This is a genomic window from Sphingomonas sp. 10B4 (genome assembly GCF_035019905.1).
Taxonomy (GTDB): Bacteria; Pseudomonadota; Alphaproteobacteria; order Sphingomonadales; family Sphingomonadaceae; genus Sphingomonas; species Sphingomonas glacialis.
This window is the reverse complement of sequence record NZ_JASJVC010000040.1, coordinates 1-21,812: the sequence shown is the minus strand read 5'-3', so window position 1 is coordinate 21,812 and position 21,812 is coordinate 1. Positions and strand designations below refer to the sequence as shown.

The following is a 21,812-nucleotide window of genomic DNA, read 5'->3' as shown; positions in this document are numbered from 1 at the left end:
TCAGGTCCGGTTCTGTAAAAGGGCGGGTGCGGGCGTGTCGGCGATGCCCCCATCGCCTCCATCACCCTGGTCGAGATTGGCGAGCATCGCCGTGTCGAAACGCACGGTGACGATCGTGCCCCCCCCGGGGCGGTCGTCGAAGGCGATCGTGCCGCAATGTTCCTCGACGATCTTCTTGACGATCGCGAGGCCAAGCCCGGTGCCGCGCGCGCGCGTCGTCACATAGGGTTCGACGATGCGGTCGCGATTGGCGGGGAGCCCGATGCCAGTGTCGGCGAGCGTCAGGGTGGCATGCCCCTCGCCTTCGCTCACCGTCATCGCGATTTCGGCGGAGAGCGCGTCGGTATGCGCCTCGACGGCTTCGACCGCGTTCTTGACGATATTGGTCAGCGCCTGGCCGATCTGGCGGCGGTCGCACACGAGGATCGGGCCGGGATCGTCATGCGTCAGCGTGAAGACGATGCCGGGATGCGCGACTTCGTGGAGGAACATCGTCTGGCGCGCGAGATCGACGAGCGATTCCTCGCGGAACACGGGCTTCGGCATCCGCGCGAAAGACGAGAATTCGTCGACCATCCGGCGCAGATCGCCGACCTGGCGGATGATCGTCTCGGTCAAGCGCGCGAAGGTCGTGTCCTCGGGGTCGATCTGCTTGCCATAGCGGCGCTGGAGCCGCTCGGCGGCGAGCTGGATCGGGGTCAGCGGGTTCTTGATCTCATGCGCAATCCGGCGCGCGACGTCGGACCAAGCGGCGCGCCGCTGGTCGAGCAATTGCCCGGTGATGTCATCGAACGTCAGGATCGGGCCTTCCGCCGCGCGCGTGACCTTGACCGCAAGCGTGCGCGCCTCGCCCCCGCCCGCGCCGAGCTCGACGATCGCCTCGCGCTCTTTGCCTTCGACCAAGGCAGCGAGCTCGGGCGAGATCAGGCTGAGCGGCTTGCCCGCGAGTGTATCCTCCGCGCCGTCGAGCAAGGTGACGGCCGAGCGGTTGATCAGCCGGATCGTCCCGTCGGGCGCGACCGAGATGACGCCTGCGGTCACCCCCGACATCACCGCCTCGATCAGCGCGCGGCGGCTTTCGAGCGCGCTGTTCTGCGTCTGCAGGCGGCTGGTCATGCCGTTGAAGGCGTTGGCGAGCGTGCCGACCTCGTCGTCGGTCGTCGGTGTCGGCACGCGCGCGCCGAGGTCACCCGCGGCGACGCGGTGCGCGGCGGCGACCAGTTCGCCGACCGGGCGCACGAGGCGATCGGCGACGGCGAGCGCGATCCACACCGCGATCGCGACGATCAGCAGCGAAATGGCGAGCAGAGCGGCGTTGAACTTGAGCTGCAACGAACGCGCCTTGACCAGCAGATCGCGATAGGTCGCAAGCACTTCGGTGCTGCGGCGCGACTGTTCCTCCATCACCTTGACGTCGGAAATCGCGACGCTGAGAAAATAGCGGTCGGTCGTGCCGGGGATTGCGGTTAGCGTCTCGATGCGGTTGCCCTTGACCGTCGTGAAGCTGGGCGTCCCGCGGCGGACGCGGTCAAGGTCGGTGACGCTGATCTCATTGCGCAAGTCGAGCTTGTCTGGGTTGATCGCGTAGATCGGCTGTATCTCGTTCTTTGGACTGGCGACGAAGATGAACCCGTCCGACAGGCCGCGCAGGTAGATCTGGTAGAACAGGATATTCTCGAACGCAGGCGCGCCCGACTTGAATTCGGGATAACCGGCGATGTCTTGAGCGGCGGTGACGGTGGCTTCCTGCCAGCGCTTGAGCATCTGCTGGTACGATGTCGTAGCGACGCCCGTAGCATTTTCGATCATGTCGCGCGCCTGGTCGGAATACCAGAATTGCACGCCGTATTGGAACAGCAGCGAGGCGAAGATCACGACGAGCAAAGTCGGTACCGCGGCGACCATCGAGAAGATCGCGACGAGCCGAACGTGGAGCCGCCCCCGCCCACCAATCGGCGAGCGCGCGGCACGGCGCATCGCGACACGGCGGCCGAGCAAGACGAGCAATGCGACGCCGGGCAGCAAGTTCGACACGAGCAGCAGCGCGACGACGGCAGGGCTGAGCAGGCTCTGCGAGGCGGCACCGCTCGCGATGACGAAATAGCTTGCGACCGCGATCGCGATTGCACCAGCGACGACCGAAAGCTCGAGCGCGGGTGTCACGCTGATCCACGACCGCGAGGCCGGCACAGACACAGGAGAGGCCGAAGCGTCGCTCATCGTGACATTGCTACAACGCTTGCGTTGCAAGGAAAACACACAAAACTGTAATCTATCGCACTTCGGCCCCCTTCGGGCCCCCTCCCGGCGTCGTCGCGGGCCAATCAGGGGTCGATTCCAAGCACATCGAGTCGTTTGCGCAGCGTATTGCGGTTGATCCCGAGCGCCCGCGCGGTGCGCACTTGATTCTGCCCGTGGCGCGCGAGGAGCGCCTCGATCAGCGGCCGTTCGACCTCGGCAATGATCCGGTCATAGAGCGTCCCGTCGTCGAGCGCTGCAGGTTCCTCGATCGCCAGCCGCTCGATCCGCGCACGGATTGCAGCGTCGATCCCGATATCGCCGACCAACGCAACCGACGGCATCGCACCGCCGAGGGTCGCGCGGACCTCGTCGGCATCGATCCGTTCGTCGCGCGCAAGCACGGCGACGCGGCGCATCATGTTCTCGAGCTCGCGGACGTTCCCAGGCCAGTCATAGGCTTCGAGCACGGCGATCGCATCGGTATCGAGCTGCTTGCGCGGTAGCCCATCCTCGGCCGCACGGTCGAGGAAATGCCGCGCCAGCAGCGCGATGTCCTGCCGCCGGGCGCGAAGCGCGGGCAACATCACGGGGACGACATTGAGGCGGTAGAACAGATCTTCGCGGAATTGCCCGCCTGCGACGAGCTGTGCGAGCTCGCGATTGGTCGCCGCGACGATGCGGACGTCCGCCCGAATCGTCCGCGCCCCGCCGACCGTGGTGAACTCACCCGATTGCAGCACGCGCAGCAGCCGCGTCTGCGCTTCCATCGGCATGTCGCCGATCTCGTCGAGGAACAGCGTGCCACCCGCAGCCTGCTCGAAGCGACCGGCCGAGCGCGCCTGCGCGCCGGTGAAGGCGCCGCGCTCATGGCCGAACAGTTCGGCCTCGATCAGGTCGCGCGGGATCGCCGCCATGTTGAGCGCGATGAAGGGCGAGCGGCGGCGCGGGCCCAGATCATGGATCGCGCGCGCGACCAGCTCCTTGCCGGTTCCCGATTCGCCCGAGACGAGGACGGTGAGGTCGTTCGACACGACGCGCGCGATGATGCGGTAGACGTCCTGCATCGCGGGGGATCGCCCGATCAGCGGCAGCGCACGGTCCTCGGCCTCGATCGGCTCCGCAATGCCGCCCGACCCACGCGACAGCGCGCTCTGCACGGTGCGTGAGAGCGCATCGAGATCGAACGGCTTCGGCAGATAATCGAACGCGCCGACTTCGGTCGATCGCACCGCCGTCGTCAGCGTGTTCTGCGCCGACAGCACGATGACGGGGAGCCCGGGATGCGCCAGCACGATACGCTCGACCAGATCGAGCCCGTTGCCGTCTGGCAGCTTGACGTCACTGATCAGCACGTCGGGCAAAGCCGTCGCGAGCTGCACCTCGGCCTCGGCGATCGTCGCGGCGGTCAGCACGCGGTGGCCGTCGCGCTTTAGCGCTTGCCCGACGACGGTGCGGATCGCGGCATCGTCGTCGAGAACGAGGATCCGGCCGGTGCGGCTCACGCATCGCCTCGCGGCAGCAGGATGCGGAAGACGGTCATTGGCGGGGCTCCCTCGCGCGCGAACTGGATGATCCCGCCCATGTCGCGCACCAGCTTGTCGACGAGCGCGAGGCCGAGCCCCTGCCCCTCCGGCTTGCCCGAGATGAACGGGTCGAACAGATGTTCGGCAATGTCGGCGGGTGGCCCGGGGCCATTGTCGCTCACGCAGATCTCGATCGGCAAGCGCTGACGCGGCTTTCCGGGGGCGGGCGCGACCGCCATGCCGTGACGATAGGCGGTGGCGAGCGTGATCCGCGCATCGGCCTGCTCGCTCGTCGCTTCGCTGGCGTTCTTGAGCAAGTTGAGCACGACTTGCAGGATCGCATCGCGATCGAGCTGGACCGTGGGGAGCGACGGATCGAACCGCTCCTCGATCGTCACGTGGCGCGCAAAGCCGGCGAGCGCGACGCGGCGCGCATGGCCGAGCAGCGGATAGATGTTCTCGGGCGCGAGCTTCAAGGGCCGCGTATCGGTGAAATCCTGCATCCGGTCGATCAACGCGGCGATGCGGTCGACCTCGGTGGTGATGAGCGTCGTCAGTTCCTCGGCGCCCTTCCCCTTCGACAGCAATTGCGCCGCGCCGCGAATGCCCGAGAGCGGGTTCTTGATCTCATGCGCGAGCATCGCCGCCGCGCCGATCGCGGCGCGCGCCGCTGCGGCGCGGTCGGCGCTGTGCCCCATCCGGCGCGAGGTGGCGGCATGGTGCAGCGTGATCGTGTGCCAGCCGGGATGATCGGCGACACGCGTCTCGATATAATCGACGCGGATCTTGCCGCCGCGCTTGAGCGCGATCTCGGTGTCGAATGCGGCGAGGCCGTGATTGTCGCGGGCGTTTGGCTGGCTCGGCGGGGTCATCACCGAGACGAGCGGATGGCCGAGCATCGCGCGTTCCGAGAGGTTGAGCAACGTCTCGCATTCGGCATTGGCGAAGACTATGCAGCCCGTATCATCGACGACGAGCACCGCCACGGGCAGCGCCGCGAACAGATCGGCGAAATCTGGTCCCCCGATCGCCTTCACGCGGCGGCGCGGCTGCACCAGGGGGCGTAGAATTCGGCGAGCATCGCCTTGACGACCTTGGGGTCGGGGATCTGGTTGACCTTGTTGCGGAACTCGGCCGAGCCGTGGAGGCCGCGCGTGTACCAGCCGATATGCTTGCGCGCCATGTTGACCCCGGTCTCGTTGCCATAATGGCTGAGCATCGCTTCGTAATGCTCTGCAATGACTGTGTATTGCTCTTCGATCGAGGGATCTTCGACGCGCCGGCCAGTGGCGAACCATTCCATCACCTGACCGAGCAGCCACGGGCGACCGTACGATCCGCGGCCGATCATGATGCCGTCGGCGCCCGACTGTTCGAGCGCCGCCTCGGCGTCCTCGATCGAATTGATGTCGCCATTGGCGATCACCGGGATGCTCACCGCGTCCTTGACCGAACGGATGAACGCCCAGTCGGCATTGCCCTTGTACATCTGATTGCGCGTGCGGCCGTGGACGGTGACGAGCTTGACCCCTAGGTCCTGCGCGATCTGTGCGAGTTCGGGCGCGTTGAGGCTTGCATGGTCCCAACCCATCCGCATCTTCAGCGTGACGGGAACGCTGACCGCATCGACCACGCCTTTGATGATGGCCCCGGCCATGTCGAGATCGCGCATCAGCGCCGAGCCGGCATCGCCGTTGGTGACCTTGCGCACCGGGCAGCCCATGTTGATGTCGATGATTGCAGCGCCGCGATCCTCGCTGAGCTTTGCCGCCTCGCCCATTTCGTACGGCGTGCAGCCAACCAGCTGCATCGAGACGGGGTTCTCGATCGGCGCCCAGGCGGCCTTTTGCAGCGACTGGCGCGTTTCGCGGATCGCGGCCTGGCTCGCCACCATCTCGGTGACGTTGAGCCCCGAGCCGTAGCGCCGCACGAGCGTGCGGAACGGCATGTCGGTGACGCCCGTCATCGGTGCGAGAATCACCGGCGAGGCGATCGTCACGGGGCCAATCTGGAGCGGGGCGAGGCGCGAAGTCACGGGATAGGGTCTGCCTGAAAAACGGGCAGCCTATAGGGGAAAGGGCGCGAAGCGGCAAGCATATGCGGCTGGGCTGGCGGGTCGCGCGTGGTTGGGCTAGGCGCTCATCGCATGACGAACCCCCGCACCGCTGCGTTGATCGTCGCCGCCGGAACCGGCGTGCGCTCGGGCAGCCCGATCCCCAAGCAATACGCACCGCTCGGCGACAAGGCCGTGCTGGCGCACTCTTATGCTGCGCTCTCGGCGCATCCGGCGATCGACCGGGTTATCGTAGTGATCGGCGCTGGGCAGGAAGCGGCGTTGCGCGCGGCGCTTGGCGAGGTGGAGTATGTGATCGGCGGCACTTCGCGGCGGCTGTCGGTGCTCGCAGGCCTGGAAGCGCTCGATCATCGCCCCGGCGAAGGCCGGGGTGACGGATGCGGTCGCGCGCGTGCTCATCCATGACGCCGCCCGGCCGTTTCTCAGCGCCGCGGTCATCGACCGTCTGCTCGCCGCGCTCGATACGCATGACGGCGCCGTACCCGCCCTCCCCGTCGCCGACACGCTCGCCAAGGGCGATGCCGACCTCGGGGAAACCGTGCCGCGCGACTCGCTCCATCGCATCCAGACACCACAGGCCTTTCTCTTTCCAACCGCCCTCGCCGCGCATCGCGGCTGGCCAAATGACGGATCGGGTGACGAACCGACCGACGACGCGCAAATGGTGCGTGCCGCCGGCGGCAGCGTCGCGCTGGTCGCAGGAGACCCCATGCTCGAGAAGATCACCCACCCCGCCGATTTCGCCGCCGCCGAGGACCGCCTCGCCACCACGCTGCGCACGCGCATGGCGACGGGCTTCGACGTCCATCGGCTCGAGGTCGGCGAGGAGCTCTGGCTTGGCGGCGTGCGGATCCCGCATGACAAGGGCCTGTCGGGACACAGCGACGCCGACGTCGCGCTCCACGCGATCACCGATGCGCTGCTCGGTACGATCGCGGCGGGCGATATCGGCACGCATTTCCCGCCGAGCGACCCGCAGTGGCGCGGTGCCGATTCGGCGCAGTTCCTCCAGCATGCCGCCTCGCTCATCACCGAGCGCGGCGGGATCATCGATTTCGTCGATCTGACATTGATGTGCGAGGAGCCCAAGATCGGCCCGCACCGCGCCGCGATGCGCGACCGGATCGCAGAGCTCTTGCAGCTCGACACGGATCAGGTCAGCATCAAGGCGACGACGACCGAGCGGCTCGGCTTCACCGGGCGCGGCGAAGGCATTGCGGCGCAGGCGGCGGCGACGGTTCGCGTTCCAGGGGGCAAGAAATGAAGCGATTGCGCACATTCGCAGCACTCTGGATCGGGGCGACCGCGATGGTCGGCGCGCAAGCGGCCCCGACCGACCTGCCATGCCTAACCACGCAAGAAGGGCAGTCGCTCGTCCAGGTCGCGCTGCCCGACGTGCTCGACGCGGTCGGCAAGACGTGTGCGACGGCGCTCCCGGAGACGGCGACGCTGCGCGCGGGGCTCCCCGCGCTGATCGCGCGCTATCGCGCCAATGGCGATGCCGCCTGGGTCGCCGCCAAGCCGGCGATCGGCAAGCTCGGCGGTGAACAGCTGCGTGACATGAACCCCGACGTCCTGCGCCCGCTGATCTCGACGATCATGGGGCCGCTGATCGCCAAGGACATCAAGCCCGGCGACTGCCCGCGGATCGATCGCATCACCGGCCTGCTCGCTCCGCTGCCCGTCGCCAACACCGCCGCGCTGGTGGTCGAACTGTTCCAGCTCGGCACCGACCGCAGCAAGACGCGCGCGCCCTTCTCGATTTGCCCGACCCATGGATAAGATCGATTCGATCCTGCCCGCCGAACTGGTCGAGGCAGCGCGCAAAGTCGTCACCGCCAATCTCGCAGCCGGACGCCGCGTGACGCTTGCGGAAAGCTGCACCGGCGGGCTCGTCGCGGCGGCGCTGACCGAGATCCCGGGGTCGTCCGAAATGTTCGAGAGCGGGTTCGTGACCTATTCGAACGACGCCAAGCTCGAGATGCTCAACGTCAGCCCCGATGTGCTCGAGACCTTCGGGGCGGTGTCGGTGGCGACCGCGTGGAGCATGGCGCAGGGCGCGCTCGAGGCGACTGGCGCCGACATTGCCGTGGCCATTACCGGCGTCGCGGGGCCAGGCGGTGGGACCGAGAAAAAGCCTGTCGGCACCGTCGTCTTCGCACGCGCCGAACGCGGTGCCGATCCGGGACATGTCGTCGCCGATCGCAAGGATTTCGGCAATCTCGGACGCGGCGGGGTGCGGCTTCAGGCGGCGCTGTGCGCGCTCGAGCTGCTATTGCCACCCGAGGCCGCGGGCGACGCGTAAAGCACCGCCGCGCGGTCCTCGAACGCGCCGATCATCTTGCGCAGCGCGGTGCCGAACACCTGGCCCGCGAGCATTTCGAACACGCGGTTCTTGAATGCGAAGTCGACGGTGAAGTCGACCGCGCAACCCGCCCCGTCGGGCCGGAACACCCAGTCGTTGCGCAGATATTTGAGCGGCCCGTCGAGATACTCGACATGGATGCGGTTGGGGCGTTCCTTGTCGACCTTCGAGGTGAAGGTCTCGCGCAGGCCCTTGAACCCGACGATCATGTCGGCGGTAAGCTCGGTCGCGCTGTTCGAGCGGACGCGGATCGCCGAGACCCATGGCAGGAACTCGGCATAGCGGCCGACATCGGCGACCAGATCGAACATCTGCTCGGGAGTGTAAGGCAATCGCCGGGTTTCGGAATGACGCGGCATTACCGGACTGCGAACTTTGCCTCACGCGCGGCACGCAGGCGGGCGAAATCGTCGCCGGCGTGATAGCTCGAGCGCGTCAGCGGCGAGCTTGCCACGAGCAGGAAGCCCTTCGCGCGCGCGATCGCGGCGTATGCGTCAAACGTAGCTGGCGGGATGAAATCCATCACCTTGGCGTGGCGCGGGGTCGGCTGGAGATATTGCCCCATCGTCAAGAAGTCGATTTCGGCGCTGCGCATGTCGTCCATCACTTGATGGACTTCGAGCCGCTCCTCGCCGAGTCCGAGCATGACGCCCGACTTGGTGAAGATCCGCGGGTCGTGGCGCTTGACGCTCTCGAGCAAGCGCAGCGAGGCGTAGTAGCGTGCGCCCGGGCGGATCGTCGTGTAGAGCCGAGGAACGGTCTCGAGATTGTGATTGTAGACGTCGGGGCCGGCCTCGACGATCGACTCGACCGCGGCTTGCGTCTTGTTGCGGAAATCGGGGGTGAGGATTTCGATCGTCGTGCTCGGCGTGGTCGCGCGGAGCGCTTGGATCACCTTGACGAACTGCGACGCCCCACCGTCGGGCAGATCGTCACGATCGACCGAGGTTACGACGATGTGCTGCAACCCCATCTGCGCCGCCGCGTCGGCGACATTCTGGGGTTCGAGTTTGTCGACTGCGCGCGGCATCCCCGTCTTGACGTTGCAGAACGCGCAGGCGCGCGTGCAGGTGTCGCCGAGGATCATCACCGTCGCGTGTTTCTTGCTCCAGCATTCGCCGATGTTGGGACAGGCCGCTTCCTCGCAAACGGTCGTCAGGCTCTTCGAGCGCATCAGTTCGCGGGTCGCGGCGAACCCGGCCGAAGTGGGCGCCTTGACCCGCAGCCAGTCGGGCTTGCGTTCACGGGGCGGGCGGGCGAGCGGGGACATCTCGTTCATGGCTGTGCAGATAGCGATTGACGACGCGGCTTGCCACCCCCTCTTCTCCTCCGTTAAAAGCAGCGCATGACCGATTTCAGCGACCTCGTCGGCGGGTATCACCGCTTCCGTTCCACCGACTACATCCGTCAGCGCGACCGCTGGGCGGAATTGGCCGAGGGGCAGAGCCCCAAGGTGATGGTGATCGCTTGCTCGGACAGCCGAGTCGATCCAGCGCAGGTATTCGACACGTCGCCGGGCGAGATCTTCGTCGTCCGCAACGTCGCCAATCTGGTGCCGCCGTTCGAGCTCGACGGGTCGCGCCACGGCGTTTCGGCCGCGCTCGAATTCGCGGTGAGCCAGCTCAAGGTCGGCGAGATCGTCGTGATGGGCCACGGATCGTGCGGCGGCGTCAACGCGGCGCTGACGCGCGCGTTCGAGGGCAAGGCGCCGGGCGAAGGCGGCTTCATCGCGCATTGGATCGACATGCTCGATTCGGCGCGTGACCGGATCGTCGCCGAGCACGGCACTGGCCCCGCCGCGATCCGCGAGATGGAGCTCGAAACGGTGCGCGTCAGCATCGCCAATCTGCGCACCTTCCCCAACATCCGCGAGGCCGAGGCCGCCGGGACGCTGCGGTTGCGCGGCGCCTATTTCGCGATTGCCGACGGCGTGCTGCATGTGATGGACGAAACGGGCGACTTCGCACCCGCGTAAGGTCCGCAATTGCCCGAGTCGTACCGTTCGCGTAGCACATCGCGGATGAGACCCAACACGCTGCGGACCTTGCGCCGCTATCACCATTATCTCGGCGTGTTCTTCGCGCCGATGATCCTGCTGTTCTCGGTCAGCGGTGTGTTGCAAACCTTCCGGCTGCAGGAAGCGCGCGGCTATGGCGGCACGCCGCCGAACTGGATTGTGTGGATCGCCAGCGTCCACAAGGATCAGGGCCCGCCCCGCCCGCCGCGCGCCGAGCAACCCAAGCCCGCCGGCGAAGCGGCCAAGCCGCGCGGCGAGGCCGAGCGCGCCGGCCCCAAGCGGCCGTCCACGCTGCCGCTCAAGATCTTCGTCGTCCTGCTGTCGATCGCCTTGTGCGCCTCGACCATTACGGGCGTCATGATTGCACTGTCGATCCGCTCGATGCGACGGGTCTCGATCGCAATGCTCGTCGCGGGAACGATCGTCCCGCTCGTCCTGCTATGGATCTGATCGCGCGTCGCTGACGCGCCGGCCCGTCAGGGCTTACGTGCCAGCGCCTTGCGCGCGATCGCCTCGATTTCCGGGTCGAGCTCGGGTGGCGTCATGTCGACATGCGCCTCGAGCCGCTCGGCGATCGCGGTGAGCGCGGCGATGCGGCCGGCTTTCTTGTCGTTGCCGTCGATCACCGTCCACGGCGCCCAGCGCGTATCGGTGCGCTTGAACATGTCGTGCATCGCATCGAGATACGCCGGCCGCTTCTCGCGGTTGCGATAATCGTCGGCGCCGGTCTTCCAGCGCTTCCAGGGATGATCGAGCCGGCTTGCCAGCCGCTCGTCCTGCTCCTTGGTCGAGACATGGACGAACAGCTTGACGATCGTCGTTCCCGAATCGGCTTGCTGCGCCTCGAATTCGTTGATCTCGTCGTAACCGCGCTTCCACTCGGCGTCCTTGGCATAGCCTTCGACGCGCTCGACGAGCACACGGCCGTACCAGCTGCGATCGAACACCGCGATGTCGCCGCACGCCGGGAGCTTGGTCCAGAAGCGCCACAAGAAGTGCCGGTCGAGTTCGTCCTGGGTCGGCGCCTTGATCGGCCAGACCTCGAAATTGCGCGGATCCCAGTCGGCGCACAGCCGCTGGATGATGCCGCCCTTGCCCGCCGCATCCCAGCCTTCGAGCAGGACGATCGCGCGCTTGCGGTGGACGATGTGCGCGACCTGGATGTGCGACAGGCGCGTCTGGAGCTTTTTGAGCTCGGCGTCGTAATCGCCGTCGAACGGTTTGCCCGATTCGTAATCGGAGAGCTGGATCGTCACAGTCCCCTCCCGCTGGCGCGAGGGGTTGGGAGAGAAAATGCGCGGTTCGTTGTCATGGGACGACACTGCCCTCCCCCAGCCCCTCCCGCAAGCGGGAGGGGAGTCTTTACGGGCAGCCCCTCTCGTGCGGGAGGGGAGCGTTTTTGCGCCAGCCCTTCCCGAAACGGGAGGGCGTTAGGCCGGACGCACCGCGTCGTCTGCTGGCTTGGCGGTGGCGACGCCGGCAGCCGAGCGGAGGTTCAATTCCTTGAGCTGCTTGGGCGTCGCGAAATTTGGCGCGCCCATCATCAGGTCTTCGGCCTTCTGCGTCATCGGGAAGGTGATGACCTCGCGGATGTTGGGCTCGTCGGCGAGCAGCATGACGATCCGGTCGACGCCCGGCGCCGAGCCGCCGTGCGGCGGCGCCCCGAACTTGAAGGCGTTGATCATACCGGCGAAGTTCGTATCGACATCGGCCTGTGTATAGCCGGCGATCTCGAACGCCTTGTACATGATCTCGGGGCGATGGTTGCGGATCGCGCCCGACGACAGCTCGATGCCGTTGCAGACGATGTCGTACTGGAACGCCAGGATATCGAGCGGGTCCTTTGTCTCGAGCGCTTCCATCTCGCCCTGCGGCATCGAGAAGGGGTTGTGGCTGAAATCGACCTTCTTGGCGTCCTCGTCATATTCGAACATCGGGAAATCGACGATCCAGCAGAATTCGAAGCGCTTGTCGTCGATCAGGCCGAGCTGGTCGGCAACGCGCGTGCGCGCGAGGCCGGCGAGCTTGGCCGCCTGCGCTGCCTTGCCGGCCGCGAAGAAGATGCCGTCGTTGGGGCCGAGGCCGAGCGCTTCGGCGATCGCCTTCATGCCGTCCTGGCCGTGGTTGTTGGCGATCGGGCCGCCGAACACGCCGTCCTTCTGCGTCGCATAGCCGAGGCCCGGGAAGCCTTCGCTCTGTGCCCAGCTGTTCATCTCGTCGAAGAACTTGCGGCTCTTCTCGTGCGTGTTCGGCGCGGCGATCGCGCGGACGACGTCGCCGCCCTCGACCATCGAGGCAAAGCGGCCGAAGCCCGAACCCTTGAAGTGCTCCGATACGTCGGTGATGATCAGCGGGTTGCGCAGGTCGGGCTTGTCGTTGCCGTATTTCAGCATCGATTCGCGGTACGGGATGCGCTTGAACGGCAGCGCCGAGACGGTGCGGCCCTTGCCCTGCCAGTTGGCGAATTCCTCGAACACGCCGTGGAGCACGGGCTCGATCGCGGCGAACACGTCGTCTTGCGTGACGTAGCTCATCTCGAAATCGAGCTGGTAGAATTCGCCCGGCGAACGATCGGCGCGCGCATCCTCGTCGCGGAAGCACGGCGCGATCTGGAAATAGCGGTCGAAGCCCGCGACCATCAGCAGCTGCTTGAACATCTGCGGCGCCTGCGGGAGCGCGTAGAACTTGCCGGGGTGAACGCGGCTCGGGACGAGATAGTCGCGCGCGCCTTCGGGCGAAGAGGCGGTGAGGATCGGCGTCTGGAATTCAGTGAACCCCTGCCCGATCATCCGCTGGCGCAGCGACGAAATGACGTTCGAGCGCAGCAGGACGTTGGCGTGGAGCCGCTCGCGCCGCAGATCGAGATAGCGGTACTTGAGGCGGATTTCCTCGGGATATTCGGCCTCGCCGAACACCGGCATCGGCAGTTCGTGCGCTACCGACTGGACCACGACGTCGCGCGCGCGGATTTCGATCTCGCCCGAGGGAAGGTTGGCGTTCACCGTCTCGCTCGACCGCGCGACGACTTCGCCGGTGATCGTCACGACCGACTCGGGGCGCAGCTTGTCGAGCACGGCGTGCGCCGGGCTGTCGCTGTCGGTGACGATCTGCGTGATGCCGTAATGGTCGCGCAGATCGACGAACAGCAGATTGCCGTGATCGCGCTTGCGATGGACCCAGCCCGACAGCTTGACCGTGGTGCCGACGTCCGCGGCGCGGAGCTGGGCGCAAGTATGAGTGCGATAAGCGTGCATAGATCTTCTCATGTTCGTCGCCCCGGCGAAGGCCAGGGCCGCTGTGTATCGGAGCGCAACGCCTGACAACGCAGCGGCCCCGGCCTCCGCCGAGGCGGCGGCGAATATGGTCGATGCGCTTCCCTCTACAACCCGCCTTTGTCAAGGCGCGCGACCCTCGCTATGGTGTGGAGATGCATATCCATCCCCTGATCACCGACAATGCCACCCTCGCCAATCTCTGCGCCCGAATGTCGCAAGCCGATTTCGTCTGCATCGACACCGAGTTCATGCGCGAGAACACCTTCTGGCCCGAACTCTGCCTGATCCAGATCGCCGATGAGAACGAGGCGGCGGCGATCGACCCGCTCGCGCCGGGGCTCGACATGAGCCCGTTGCTCCAGCTGATGGTCAATAACGAGGATGTGCTCAAGGTCTTCCATGCCGGCGGGCAGGATCTCGAAATCGTCTACAACCTCACCGGCACGACGCCGCATCCGCTGTTCGACACGCAGGTCGCGGCGATGGCGCTGGGGCAAGGCGAGCAGGTCGGCTATTCGAACCTCGTCGATGCCTGGCTCGGCATCACGGTCGACAAGGGCGCGCGCTTCACCGACTGGAGCCGCCGTCCGCTCGACGCGCGCCAGATCGAATATGCGATCGGCGACGTGACGCATCTCGCGCGGATCTTCCCGAAGATGCTCGAGCGGCTGCGCAAGACCGGCCGCGGCGCGTGGCTCGACCAAGAGATGGAGCGGCTCGGCGATCCCAAGAATTACGCCAACGATCCCGAGGAGGCCTGGCGCCGGATCAAGGTGCCGAGCCGCAAGCCCGAGGTGCTCGGCCGCTTGAAGGCGCTGGCGCGCTGGCGCGAGATCGAGGCGCGCGGCAAGGATCTGCCGCGCGGGCGGATCGTCAAGGACGAGACGATCGCCGATCTGGCGGGCCATGCGCCCAAGCGGCAGGCAGATCTTGCCAAGGTGCGCGGGCTTTCCGCGACCTGGGCGCAGAACGACATCGGCGCGCGGCTGATGGCGGCGCTCGAGCATGCCGAGCCGATGTCGGCCGACGAACTGCCGTCGCGCGACGACCGCAAGCCGGGCATGGGCAAGGACGGCGCGCTGGTCGCCGACCTGCTCAAGCTGCTGCTCAAGATCCGCTCGAAGGAAATCGACGTCGCGGCGCGGTTGCTGGCGCGGACCGACGATATCGACGCGCTTGCGGCTGGGCAGCGCGAGGGGCTGTCGATCCTGCAGGGCTGGCGGTTCGAGCAGTTCGGGCGCGACGCGCTCGATCTGGTCGAGGGGCGGCTGGCGTTTGCGGTGGTCAACGGCAAGCTCAAGATGACGCGGACCGAGGATATCGCGGTTTAGTCGACGTTCGACGGACTCAACCCCGTCCGTCACCCCGGCCTTGTGCCGGGGTCCACCGTGCCGCGCGTCCTGCGCGCGTATCCCGGTGGACCCCGGGACGAGCCCGGGGTGACGGGAGGCTACTCTACGATCACCGCCTTGCGTCCCAGCGCCGTTGCCAGCGAGGCATGACGCCGCTCGACCGTCTCGCTATATAGCGCGATATCGCTGCTCTTCACGCGCAGCGTCACCGTCTCGCCATCGTCGGCGAGCGACGAGCGCTGGAGCGGTCCAGCCAGCCCGCCGCTCATCCGCTGCCCGAGCCGCATCGCCAGCCCCCAATGCACCGCGCGCTTCAAGTCGAGCGGATCGGCGAGCACCGCGAGCGGCGCGGGCGTGTTGACCCCGCCCCCCAGACTCGTGTGGAGCGCCTGTGCGATCAGCGCACGACCGCGCGCGTCGACCGCGACCCAATTGCCGTGGAGCGCGACTTCGACGCCGCGCTCGGCGCGGAACTCGGGATTGGCGCGCCAGCCGACATCGGCGAGCAAGCACGCCGCGAGCCGCAGTCGCGCCATTTCGGGCCGGTCGCGCGTGAAGAGCGGCGCGATCCAGCGATCGAGCAAGTCGCCATGCTCGGCGAAGCGGCCATGCCGCCGGCCTTCGTCGCGCATCGCGACGATCAGCGGATCCTGCGCGCGGACGTCCGGGTCTAGCGCGCCGTAGAGCAGTCCTTCGCGCAGCCCGAAGGCCGAGACGATCGTGGTGTCGCTGCCGAGATGTTTGAGCAAAGACACGAGCAGCGCGGTCCCGTCGCTCAGCGTTGCCGCGCGTGCGGCGGACAGGCCCGGGATCGCGCGCAGCCAGCTCTTGTTGACGTGGCTGATCGTCCGCCCCATCCGCGCGATCGCTTCGGCGGACATCGCATATTCGTGGATCACGGGAAGCGGGTAACTGCCGAGGTGCATGTCGAGCCGCGCGAGCGCGCGCCATGATCCGCCGACGAGATAGAGCGGCAACCCCGCCCCCTTCCCCGTCCAGCCCGCGCGATCGAGCGCACGCGCGACCTCGCGCTGCAACACGCCCGGCCCCTTGTCGCGGATCGCGCCGATGCGCAGGACGCCGAGCGGGAAGGACACGCGCTCGCCGACCTTGCCGCCACGAATGCGGATCAGCTCGAGGCTGCCGCCGCCGAGATCGCCGACGATACCATCGGCCTGCGGGATCGCAGACAACACGCCGTAGCCGGCACCGGTCGCTTCCTGCTCGCCGCTGAGCAATTCGACCTCGAGCCCGAGATCGCGCGCCGCATCGAGCAGAACCTGGCCGTTCGAGGCATCGCGCACAGCCGCAGTCGCGACCGTGCGCAGCCGGGTCACTTCCATCTCGCGCGCGACAGCAGCGAAACGCGCGAGCGCGTCCTTGGCGACCGTGATGCCTGTCTCGGCAATCGCGCCAGTCTCGGCCAGGCCGCGGCCGAGCCCGGCCATCACCTTCTCGTTGAACAAGGTCGCGGGCATTCGCTCAGGCCCTTGATAGACAACCAGGCGGATCGAATTCGATCCGATATCGATGATCGCGGTGCGCGGCTCGGCGGGATCCTGCTCGCGCGCGACGACGCGATTACCGGAGACAGCGTTGTCAGATGACGCCGCCGAGATCCTGGGGGTGGTGTCCATCGGCTTAGCGCCGGTTTCGGAGCGAAAGCTTGGGCACCGAACCACTCGCCGCGAGCGAGGCGCCGCGCCCCGACAGCGACGGGTTGGTCATGAAATAGCGATGCAGGTTGAACGGTCGATCGCCCGGCTGCGTGCGGACGTACGACCCGTCGCCCTGCAGCTCCCAGCTTTGCTCGTTGTCGATCAGGTTGGCGACCATCACTTGGTCGAGGATCTGCTGGTGGACGGTCTTGTTTTCGATCGGCAGCATATATTCGATCCGGCGATCGAAATTGCGCTGCATCCAGTCGGCCGAGGAAATGAACACCTGCGCGCCGTCGTTGGGCAGCATCCCGCCATTGCCGAAGCACCAGATGCGGCTGTGCTCGAGGAAGCGGCCGATCACCGATTTCACGCGGATGTTCTCCGACAGGCCCGGGACGCCGGGCTTGAGACAACAGATCCCGCGGATGATGAGGTCGATCTGCACTCCGGCGTCGCTCGCTTCGTAGAGCTTGTCGATCACCGCCGGGTCGACCACCGAGTTCATCTTCGCCCAGATCGCGGCAGGTCGGCCGGCCTTGGCGTTGGCGATCTCGGTATCGATCAGCCGCATCAGCCGCGGGCGGAGATCGCGCGGCGAGAGGCTGATCAGCGCCATGTTCTCGGGTTCGACATAGCCGGTGATGTAATTGAACATCTGCGCGGCATCGAGCCCGAGCCGCGGGTCGGCGGTGAAGAAGCTGAGGTCGGTATACACCTTGGCGGTGATCGGGTGGTAATTGCCCGTGCCGAAATGGCAGTAGGTGCGGTATTGCCCGCTCTCGCGGCGCACCACCATCGAGACCTTGGCGTGCGTCTTCCAGTCGATGAAGCCATAGACGACCTGCACCCCCGCGCGCTCGAGCGCCGAGGCCCAGAGCAGATTCTGCTCTTCGTCGAAGCGCGCCTTCAACTCGACCACCGCGGTGACCGACTTGCCAGCCTCCGCCGCGGCGATCAGCGCGTTGATGACGGCGGGCTGCTTGCCCGCGCGGTACAGCGTCTGCTTGATCGCGACGACGTCGGGGTCAGCGGCCGCTTGCTTGAGGAAGGCGAGCACCACGTCGAAGGTCTCGTACGGGTGGTGGACGACGATGTCCTTCGCCTTGATCGCGGCGAAGCAATCGCCCCCATATTCGCGAACTCGCTCGGGGAAACGCGGCGAGAAGGGCGGGAATTTGAGATCGGGGCGATCCTCGTCGACGATCGCCTCGAGATCGCCGACGCCGAGAAACGCGCCGCTCTCGGTGACGAAGCAATCCGCGCCGCCGAGTTCGTCGCGGAGCACCGAGCCGAGCCGCTTGGGCATGCCGCTTTCGAGTTCGAGCCGGATTACGCGGCCGCGCCGACGCCGCTTGATCGCATTGGCGAAGTAGCGGACGAGATCCTCGGCTTCTTCCTCGATCTCGAGATCGCTGTCGCGCAGCACGCGGAATTCGGCACCGCCGATCACGCGATAGCCCGGGAAGACAAGCGGGGCGAAACGCTTCACCAGCGATTCGACCGCGATGTAGCGCGCCTTCTCGCCGGGCAGGCGCAGGAAACGCGGCATCGGCGCGGGGATCATGACGAGCTCGCGGATCGGCTGGTCGTCCGAGATACGGACGAGGTCGAACATCACCGCGAGCCCCTTGTTGGGGATGAACGGGAAGGGATGCGCGGGGTCGAGCGCTTGCGGGGTCAGGATCGGGAAGAGCTGCTCGCGGAACTGTGTTTCGAGCCAGGCGAGATCCTCGCCCGACAGCGCCTCGTCGATCGTCCGCGAGCTGAGCACCGCGATGCCCGTCTCGGCGAGCTGACGGCGCAAGTCGCGCCACACGTCGCGCTGGCTCGTCACCAGCGCATCGGCCTCGGCGACGATCGCGGCGAGCTGCTGCCCCGACGTCAGCCCGTCGTTCGACAACCGCGCGACGTCTTGAAGCTGCTGGCCCTTGAGCCCCGCCACGCGCACCATGAAGAATTCGTCGAGGTTCGACCCCGAGATCGAAAGGAAGCGGACGCGCTCGAGCAGCGGATGCGCGGTGTTGCACGCTTCCTCGAGCACGCGGCGATTGAAGGCGAGCCAGGAGAGCTCGCGATTGAAATAGCGGTCGCTCCCCTCGCTGCCCGCAAACGGATCGTCGTCATGGTCCAGGCTCGCGAGATGGGCTGGGCGGGTCATCGGGTTTCCGTCGATTCGGGGAACAAGTCGGGTGCCGCGCCCGGGATCAGTCCGGCTTCGATCAACGTCACCCGTGCGAGCGGGATAGACAGGCGCTTGTGCCGCGCCAACAGCGCCTGGTCGAGCAGATCGACCGTGCGCAGCAAGCTGATATGGGTGCGTTCCACCCGCAGGACGAGCCATTGAATCACCTCCGGCCGCGCGTCGATACCACGCCTGAGGAACTGACGCTCGAAGATTGCGCGCATCAGCGCCTCGTCGGGATCGCCAATCCGCACCGTCGGGCTCGCGGCAAGGCGCGATCGCAGGTCGGGGAGCTTGATCGACCATTCGGGCGGCGGTGCGTCGGCGACGATCACCACCGGGCGGCGATCCTCCTGCGCGCGGTTCCACGCGTGGAAGATGCTCGTCTCGTTCTGCCGTTCGGCATCGTCGATCAACCCGCCGCCGGTCTTGGCGGCGAAGATGCGCGCCAGCAGACTGCGACCCGATTTGCGCGGGCCGGTGACGACGACGGCCATCACGGGCCAGGTGCTCCAATGTTCGAGCTGCTGCACCGCCCGCATGTTCGAATCCCCGATCAGGAATTCATCGTCACGCGGATCGGCTGGCCAGTCGAGCGGAAGTGCCATTTGTGCCGGGAGCATCAGATCACCCCGTCGGCGAATCGGTAGGGGTGGGCTGGCTCCCCTGCCCCGCCGAACCGCCGCGGCGGATGCGGAGGGTCGATCCACTCGCGCTCACGCTCCAACCGCGTGATTCGAGCGCGGCGCGCAGCACTGCGGGATCGGCGTCATATGCGACGCGCAGCACCGACACGCCGCCGATCGCAAGACTCGTGGTGATCGCCGAGCGAACGCCCGGAATCGCCTGGAGCGCACTTTCGGTTCCCGTGACCGAGCCGGCGGTGGGCGTGTCGACCTGGACCGTGATCGTAACGCCGCTTTTGGTCGCGGCGGGGCCCGGCAAGCCATCGATCCCGAGATCGATCGGGACGACTTCGGTTGGCGTGGCGACCGGCGTCGGCGTGGCGACGGGCGTGACATAGGCGAGGCCGGAATCGCCGCTGAGCCCGCCGCCGCGCAACGCCGCCTGATAGGCTTCGTCAATCCGCTTGACGCCCGCGTCGAGCAAAACAGCGAGTGCGTCCGCGCGGTCGACGCGCAGCGTGAACTGCGTGACGAGTCGATTGTCGGGGCCATGCCGCGCCTCGAACACGCCGATGATCGGTCCGCCGGGCCATTCGCGGCGCAGCGTGACCTTGGGGACGAGCACATCGGTCGCGCCATACTGATCGAGCACGACGCGCCACCAGCCGCGACCCGGACGTTCGGTCTGGCCGAGGTTTAGCAATAGCGCGTCGGCGCCGGTGCCGGTCGGGCGTACATAATCGACCGCGCTGTTGCCGGTGCGATAGCGGCTCCACGCGTCCTGCCAGGCGGTCTTCTGTTCGAAGCCGGTGGCGACCCCGCCGCTCACTTCGATCGGAATCGTCAGCATCGGCGACGAGCGCGACGCCTCGGCCGAAACGCCGAGGATCGACCCCGCCCGCGCCCGGCTGAACAGCACGCCGAGCTTGGCGACGTAGCGGTTGGGGCCGATCTGTTCGTTCTCGACGACAATCCCCGACACCATCGCGTCGAGCGTACCGTCGGGCAGCGTGCCCCCGCCCCTGCCCATCCGGCGCGACAGCATGTCCCAACCCTTGCGCTGCGCGATCCGCCATCCCGCATAGCGCGCGGCTTCGGCGCTCTTGCCGGTAACGTCGATTTGAATGCCGCTCACTTCATAGCTGCCCGAGCTGTCGGCGGCGGCGACACCTTGATCGGGATCATCGACTTGCGCGAGCACTAGCCCACCCGACGCGGTCAGGGCGAGCGCCGCAGCGAACTTTACGGGCGTGGAAAGGCGGCGGATCGACATGTCGGCGCCCTTTTGGCGAAGGAGGCGTGGAAATCCAAGCAGGATATGGCTAGGCGGGCACGATGAGCGAAACGAACCCGGACACCGAGTCCTACACCTATGCCCAAGCGGGCGTCTCGATTGCCGCTGGCAATGCGCTGGTGCGCGCGATCGCACCGCTCGCCAAGGCGACGCGTCGGCCGGGTGCCGATGCCGAACTGGGCGGCTTTGGCGGTCTGTTCGATCTCAAGGCGGCGGGGTTCGTCGATCCCCTGCTCGTCGCGGCGAATGACGGCGTCGGGACCAAGCTCAAGCTCGCGATCGAGCACAATGCGCATGACGGGGTCGGGATCGATCTCGTCGCGATGTGCGCGAACGATCTGATCGTCCAGGGTGCCGAACCGCTCTTCTTCCTCGATTATTACGCGACCGCCAAGATCGACCCTGCGGTCGCCGAGCGCGTGATCGCCTCGATCGCCGAGGGCTGTCGCCAGGCGGGCTGCGCACTGATCGGTGGTGAAACGGCTGAGATGCCGGGGATGTATGCCGCCGACGACTATGATCTCGCAGGCTTCTGTGTCGGGGCGGTAGAGCGCGATCGCGTGTTGACCGGGGCTGACATCGCGCCGGGCGACGTCGTGCTCGGGCTCGCCTCGGCTGGTGTGCATTCTAACGGGTTTTCGCTCGTGCGCCGCCTTGCCGCCGACAAGGGCTGGAAGCTCGACCGGCCGGCGCTGTTCGATGCGGACGTCTTGCTGATCGATGCGTTGATGGCGCCGACGCGCATCTACGTGAAGGCATTGCTGCCGTTGCTTGCGGAGAAGCGGATCAAGGGGCTGGCGCACATCACCGGCGGCGGCTTGCTCGAGAACATCCCGCGCGTGCTGCCCGACGGCACGCATGCGAAGATCGACGCCGATGCCTGGGCGCAGCCACGGTTGATGGCGTTCCTCCAGGCGCAGGGCAATATCGAGCCCGAGGAAATGGCGCGGACCTTCAATTGCGGGATCGGGATGGTCGCTGTGGTGGCTGCGGACGAGGTCGCGGCGGTGACCGCCGGGCTCGAAGCCGCGGGCGAGACGGTGTTCGCGATCGGGACGATCGAGGCTGGCGTGCGCGGGTGCACGGTTTCGGGCTCGGTCGAGACGTGGGGCGGTCGTGCCGATTGGACTGCGACGCATAACCATGGGTGAACGTCGTCTTCCCCCCTCCCGCTTGCGGGAGGCTGTCTCTTATACACATCT

At 66.8% G+C, this 21,812-nt stretch carries 18 protein-coding genes and 1 pseudogene; 7 read left to right on the top strand and 12 right to left on the bottom strand.

The window, feature by feature from the left end; genetic code table 11:
• From QN347_RS12645 to dusB, 4 genes are all read right to left on the bottom strand, one after another.
• Positions 1 to 2,220 (bottom strand): ATP-binding protein, encoded by a 2,220-nt coding sequence (locus QN347_RS12645; protein WP_322163838.1) that lies wholly within the window; start codon positions 2,218 to 2,220, stop codon positions 1 to 3.
• 104 nt (positions 2,221 to 2,324) lie between these two features.
• Positions 2,325 to 3,743 (bottom strand): nitrogen regulation protein NR(I), encoded by a 1,419-nt coding sequence (gene ntrC, locus QN347_RS12640; protein WP_322163839.1) that lies wholly within the window; start codon positions 3,741 to 3,743, stop codon positions 2,325 to 2,327.
• Entirely contained in the window at positions 3,740 to 4,822 is a 1,083-nt protein-coding gene (locus tag QN347_RS12635) for a two-component system sensor histidine kinase NtrB (RefSeq protein WP_133188193.1), read from the bottom strand. The genes ntrC and QN347_RS12635 overlap by 4 nt, the downstream gene beginning before the upstream one ends.
• The gene (dusB, locus tag QN347_RS12630; protein WP_189674701.1) at positions 4,798 to 5,799 is read right to left on the bottom strand and encodes a tRNA dihydrouridine synthase DusB; all 1,002 of its coding nucleotides are present in this window, start codon (positions 5,797 to 5,799) and stop codon (positions 4,798 to 4,800) included. Before dusB ends, QN347_RS12635 begins: the two co-directional genes overlap by 25 nt.
• Positions 5,800 to 5,910: 111 nt before the next feature.
• On the opposite strand from dusB, the pseudogene QN347_RS12625 reads away from it, so the two are divergent.
• The 3 genes and pseudogenes from QN347_RS12625 (at position 5,911) to QN347_RS12615 (ending at position 8,143) form a co-directional block, all read left to right on the top strand.
• Positions 5,911 to 7,102: pseudogene (locus QN347_RS12625) on the top strand (bifunctional 2-C-methyl-D-erythritol 4-phosphate cytidylyltransferase/2-C-methyl-D-erythritol 2,4-cyclodiphosphate synthase).
• Complete coding sequence (locus QN347_RS12620) at positions 7,099 to 7,620, top strand: hypothetical protein (protein ID WP_322163841.1); 522 nt, start codon at positions 7,099 to 7,101, stop codon at positions 7,618 to 7,620. Before QN347_RS12625 ends, QN347_RS12620 begins: the two are co-directional and overlap by 4 nt.
• Entirely contained in the window at positions 7,613 to 8,143 is a 531-nt protein-coding gene (locus QN347_RS12615) for a CinA family protein (RefSeq protein ID WP_322163842.1), read from the top strand. The genes QN347_RS12620 and QN347_RS12615 overlap by 8 nt, the downstream gene beginning before the upstream one ends.
• Here QN347_RS12615 and QN347_RS12610 read toward each other — a convergent pair.
• Positions 8,083 to 8,562, bottom strand: a complete 480-nt coding sequence (locus tag QN347_RS12610) for a type II toxin-antitoxin system RatA family toxin (RefSeq protein ID WP_133188183.1) — start codon at positions 8,560 to 8,562, stop codon at positions 8,083 to 8,085. The two genes, QN347_RS12615 and QN347_RS12610, sit on opposite strands and share 61 nt — an antisense overlap.
• The gene (lipA, locus tag QN347_RS12605; RefSeq protein ID WP_322163843.1) at positions 8,562 to 9,482 is read right to left on the bottom strand and encodes a lipoyl synthase; all 921 of its coding nucleotides are present in this window, start codon (positions 9,480 to 9,482) and stop codon (positions 8,562 to 8,564) included. The genes QN347_RS12610 and lipA overlap by 1 nt, the downstream gene beginning before the upstream one ends.
• Before the next feature lie 66 nt (positions 9,483 to 9,548).
• On the opposite strand from lipA, the gene QN347_RS12600 reads away from it, so the two are divergent.
• Together QN347_RS12600 and QN347_RS12595 are read left to right on the top strand one after the other, a co-directional pair.
• Complete coding sequence (locus tag QN347_RS12600; protein WP_189674697.1) at positions 9,549 to 10,178, top strand: carbonic anhydrase; 630 nt, start codon at positions 9,549 to 9,551, stop codon at positions 10,176 to 10,178.
• Between the two features lie 45 nt (positions 10,179 to 10,223).
• On the top strand, positions 10,224 to 10,670 hold the full coding sequence (locus tag QN347_RS12595; protein WP_322163844.1) for a hypothetical protein: 447 nt from the start codon (positions 10,224 to 10,226) through the stop codon (positions 10,668 to 10,670).
• A gap of 26 nt (positions 10,671 to 10,696) precedes the next feature.
• On the opposite strand, the gene QN347_RS12590 is transcribed toward QN347_RS12595, so the two are convergent.
• Positions 10,697 to 11,476: a polyphosphate kinase gene (locus QN347_RS12590; RefSeq protein WP_322163845.1), complete on the bottom strand. Its 780-nt coding sequence runs from the start codon at positions 11,474 to 11,476 to the stop codon at positions 10,697 to 10,699.
• A 174-nt stretch (positions 11,477 to 11,650) separates the two neighbouring features.
• Positions 11,651 to 13,474, bottom strand: a complete 1,824-nt coding sequence (gene aspS, locus QN347_RS12585) for an aspartate--tRNA ligase (RefSeq protein WP_322163846.1) — start codon at positions 13,472 to 13,474, stop codon at positions 11,651 to 11,653.
• Positions 13,475 to 13,647: 173 nt separating this feature from the next.
• Between aspS and rnd the strand changes: the two genes are divergently transcribed.
• Positions 13,648 to 14,826 carry a ribonuclease D gene (rnd, locus tag QN347_RS12580; protein ID WP_322163847.1) on the top strand — a complete coding sequence of 393 codons (1,179 nt, stop codon included), beginning with the start codon at positions 13,648 to 13,650 and terminating at the stop codon, positions 14,824 to 14,826.
• A 119-nt stretch (positions 14,827 to 14,945) separates the two neighbouring features.
• Here rnd and QN347_RS12575 read toward each other — a convergent pair whose 3' ends face one another.
• Genes QN347_RS12575 through QN347_RS12560 form a run of 4 tightly spaced genes read right to left on the bottom strand, consistent with a single transcriptional unit; the run spans position 14,946 to position 20,589 of the window.
• On the bottom strand, positions 14,946 to 16,484 hold the full coding sequence (locus QN347_RS12575; protein ID WP_322163848.1) for a Ppx/GppA family phosphatase: 1,539 nt from the start codon (positions 16,482 to 16,484) through the stop codon (positions 14,946 to 14,948).
• Between the two features lie 4 nt (positions 16,485 to 16,488).
• Entirely contained in the window at positions 16,489 to 18,666 is a 2,178-nt protein-coding gene (locus QN347_RS12570) for an RNA degradosome polyphosphate kinase (protein ID WP_133188169.1), read from the bottom strand.
• Positions 18,663 to 19,298 carry an HdaA/DnaA family protein gene (locus tag QN347_RS12565; RefSeq protein WP_133191952.1) on the bottom strand — a complete coding sequence of 212 codons (636 nt, stop codon included), beginning with the start codon at positions 19,296 to 19,298 and terminating at the stop codon, positions 18,663 to 18,665. Before QN347_RS12565 ends, QN347_RS12570 begins: the two co-directional genes overlap by 4 nt.
• Positions 19,299 to 19,317: 19 nt before the next feature.
• A complete protein-coding gene (locus tag QN347_RS12560; RefSeq protein WP_322163849.1) occupies positions 19,318 to 20,589 on the bottom strand; it encodes a heavy-metal-associated domain-containing protein in 1,272 nt (423 codons plus the stop codon).
• 62 nt (positions 20,590 to 20,651) lie between these two features.
• Between QN347_RS12560 and purM the strand changes: the two genes are divergently transcribed.
• Positions 20,652 to 21,761: a phosphoribosylformylglycinamidine cyclo-ligase gene (gene purM / locus QN347_RS12555; protein WP_322163850.1), complete on the top strand. Its 1,110-nt coding sequence runs from the start codon at positions 20,652 to 20,654 to the stop codon at positions 21,759 to 21,761.
• Positions 21,762 to 21,812: the final 51 nt, after the last annotated feature.

Excerpts from the sequence above, each read along its gene's own strand:
- purM (WP_322163850.1), top strand. The coding sequence starts at position 20,652 with ATGAGCGAAACGAACCCGGACACCGAGTCCTACACCTATGCCCAAGCG.
- QN347_RS12595 (WP_322163844.1), top strand. The coding sequence starts at position 10,224 with ATGAGACCCAACACGCTGCGGACCTTGCGCCGCTATCACCATTATCTC.
- QN347_RS12620 (WP_322163841.1), top strand. The coding sequence starts at position 7,099 with ATGAAGCGATTGCGCACATTCGCAGCACTCTGGATCGGGGCGACCGCG.
- QN347_RS12570 (WP_133188169.1), bottom strand. The coding sequence starts at position 18,666 with ATGACCCGCCCAGCCCATCTCGCGAGCCTGGACCATGACGACGATCCG.
- lipA (WP_322163843.1), bottom strand. The coding sequence starts at position 9,482 with ATGAACGAGATGTCCCCGCTCGCCCGCCCGCCCCGTGAACGCAAGCCC.
- QN347_RS12575 (WP_322163848.1), bottom strand. The coding sequence starts at position 16,484 with ATGGACACCACCCCCAGGATCTCGGCGGCGTCATCTGACAACGCTGTC.
- QN347_RS12560 (WP_322163849.1), bottom strand. The coding sequence starts at position 20,589 with ATGTCGATCCGCCGCCTTTCCACGCCCGTAAAGTTCGCTGCGGCGCTC.
- QN347_RS12645 (WP_322163838.1), bottom strand. The coding sequence starts at position 2,220 with ATGAGCGACGCTTCGGCCTCTCCTGTGTCTGTGCCGGCCTCGCGGTCG.
- QN347_RS12610 (WP_133188183.1), bottom strand. The coding sequence starts at position 8,562 with ATGCCGCGTCATTCCGAAACCCGGCGATTGCCTTACACTCCCGAGCAG.
- QN347_RS12600 (WP_189674697.1), top strand. The coding sequence starts at position 9,549 with ATGACCGATTTCAGCGACCTCGTCGGCGGGTATCACCGCTTCCGTTCC.
- rnd (WP_322163847.1), top strand. The coding sequence starts at position 13,648 with ATGCATATCCATCCCCTGATCACCGACAATGCCACCCTCGCCAATCTC.
- QN347_RS12615 (WP_322163842.1), top strand. The coding sequence starts at position 7,613 with ATGGATAAGATCGATTCGATCCTGCCCGCCGAACTGGTCGAGGCAGCG.
- QN347_RS12565 (WP_133191952.1), bottom strand. The coding sequence starts at position 19,298 with ATGGCACTTCCGCTCGACTGGCCAGCCGATCCGCGTGACGATGAATTC.
- aspS (WP_322163846.1), bottom strand. The coding sequence starts at position 13,474 with ATGCACGCTTATCGCACTCATACTTGCGCCCAGCTCCGCGCCGCGGAC.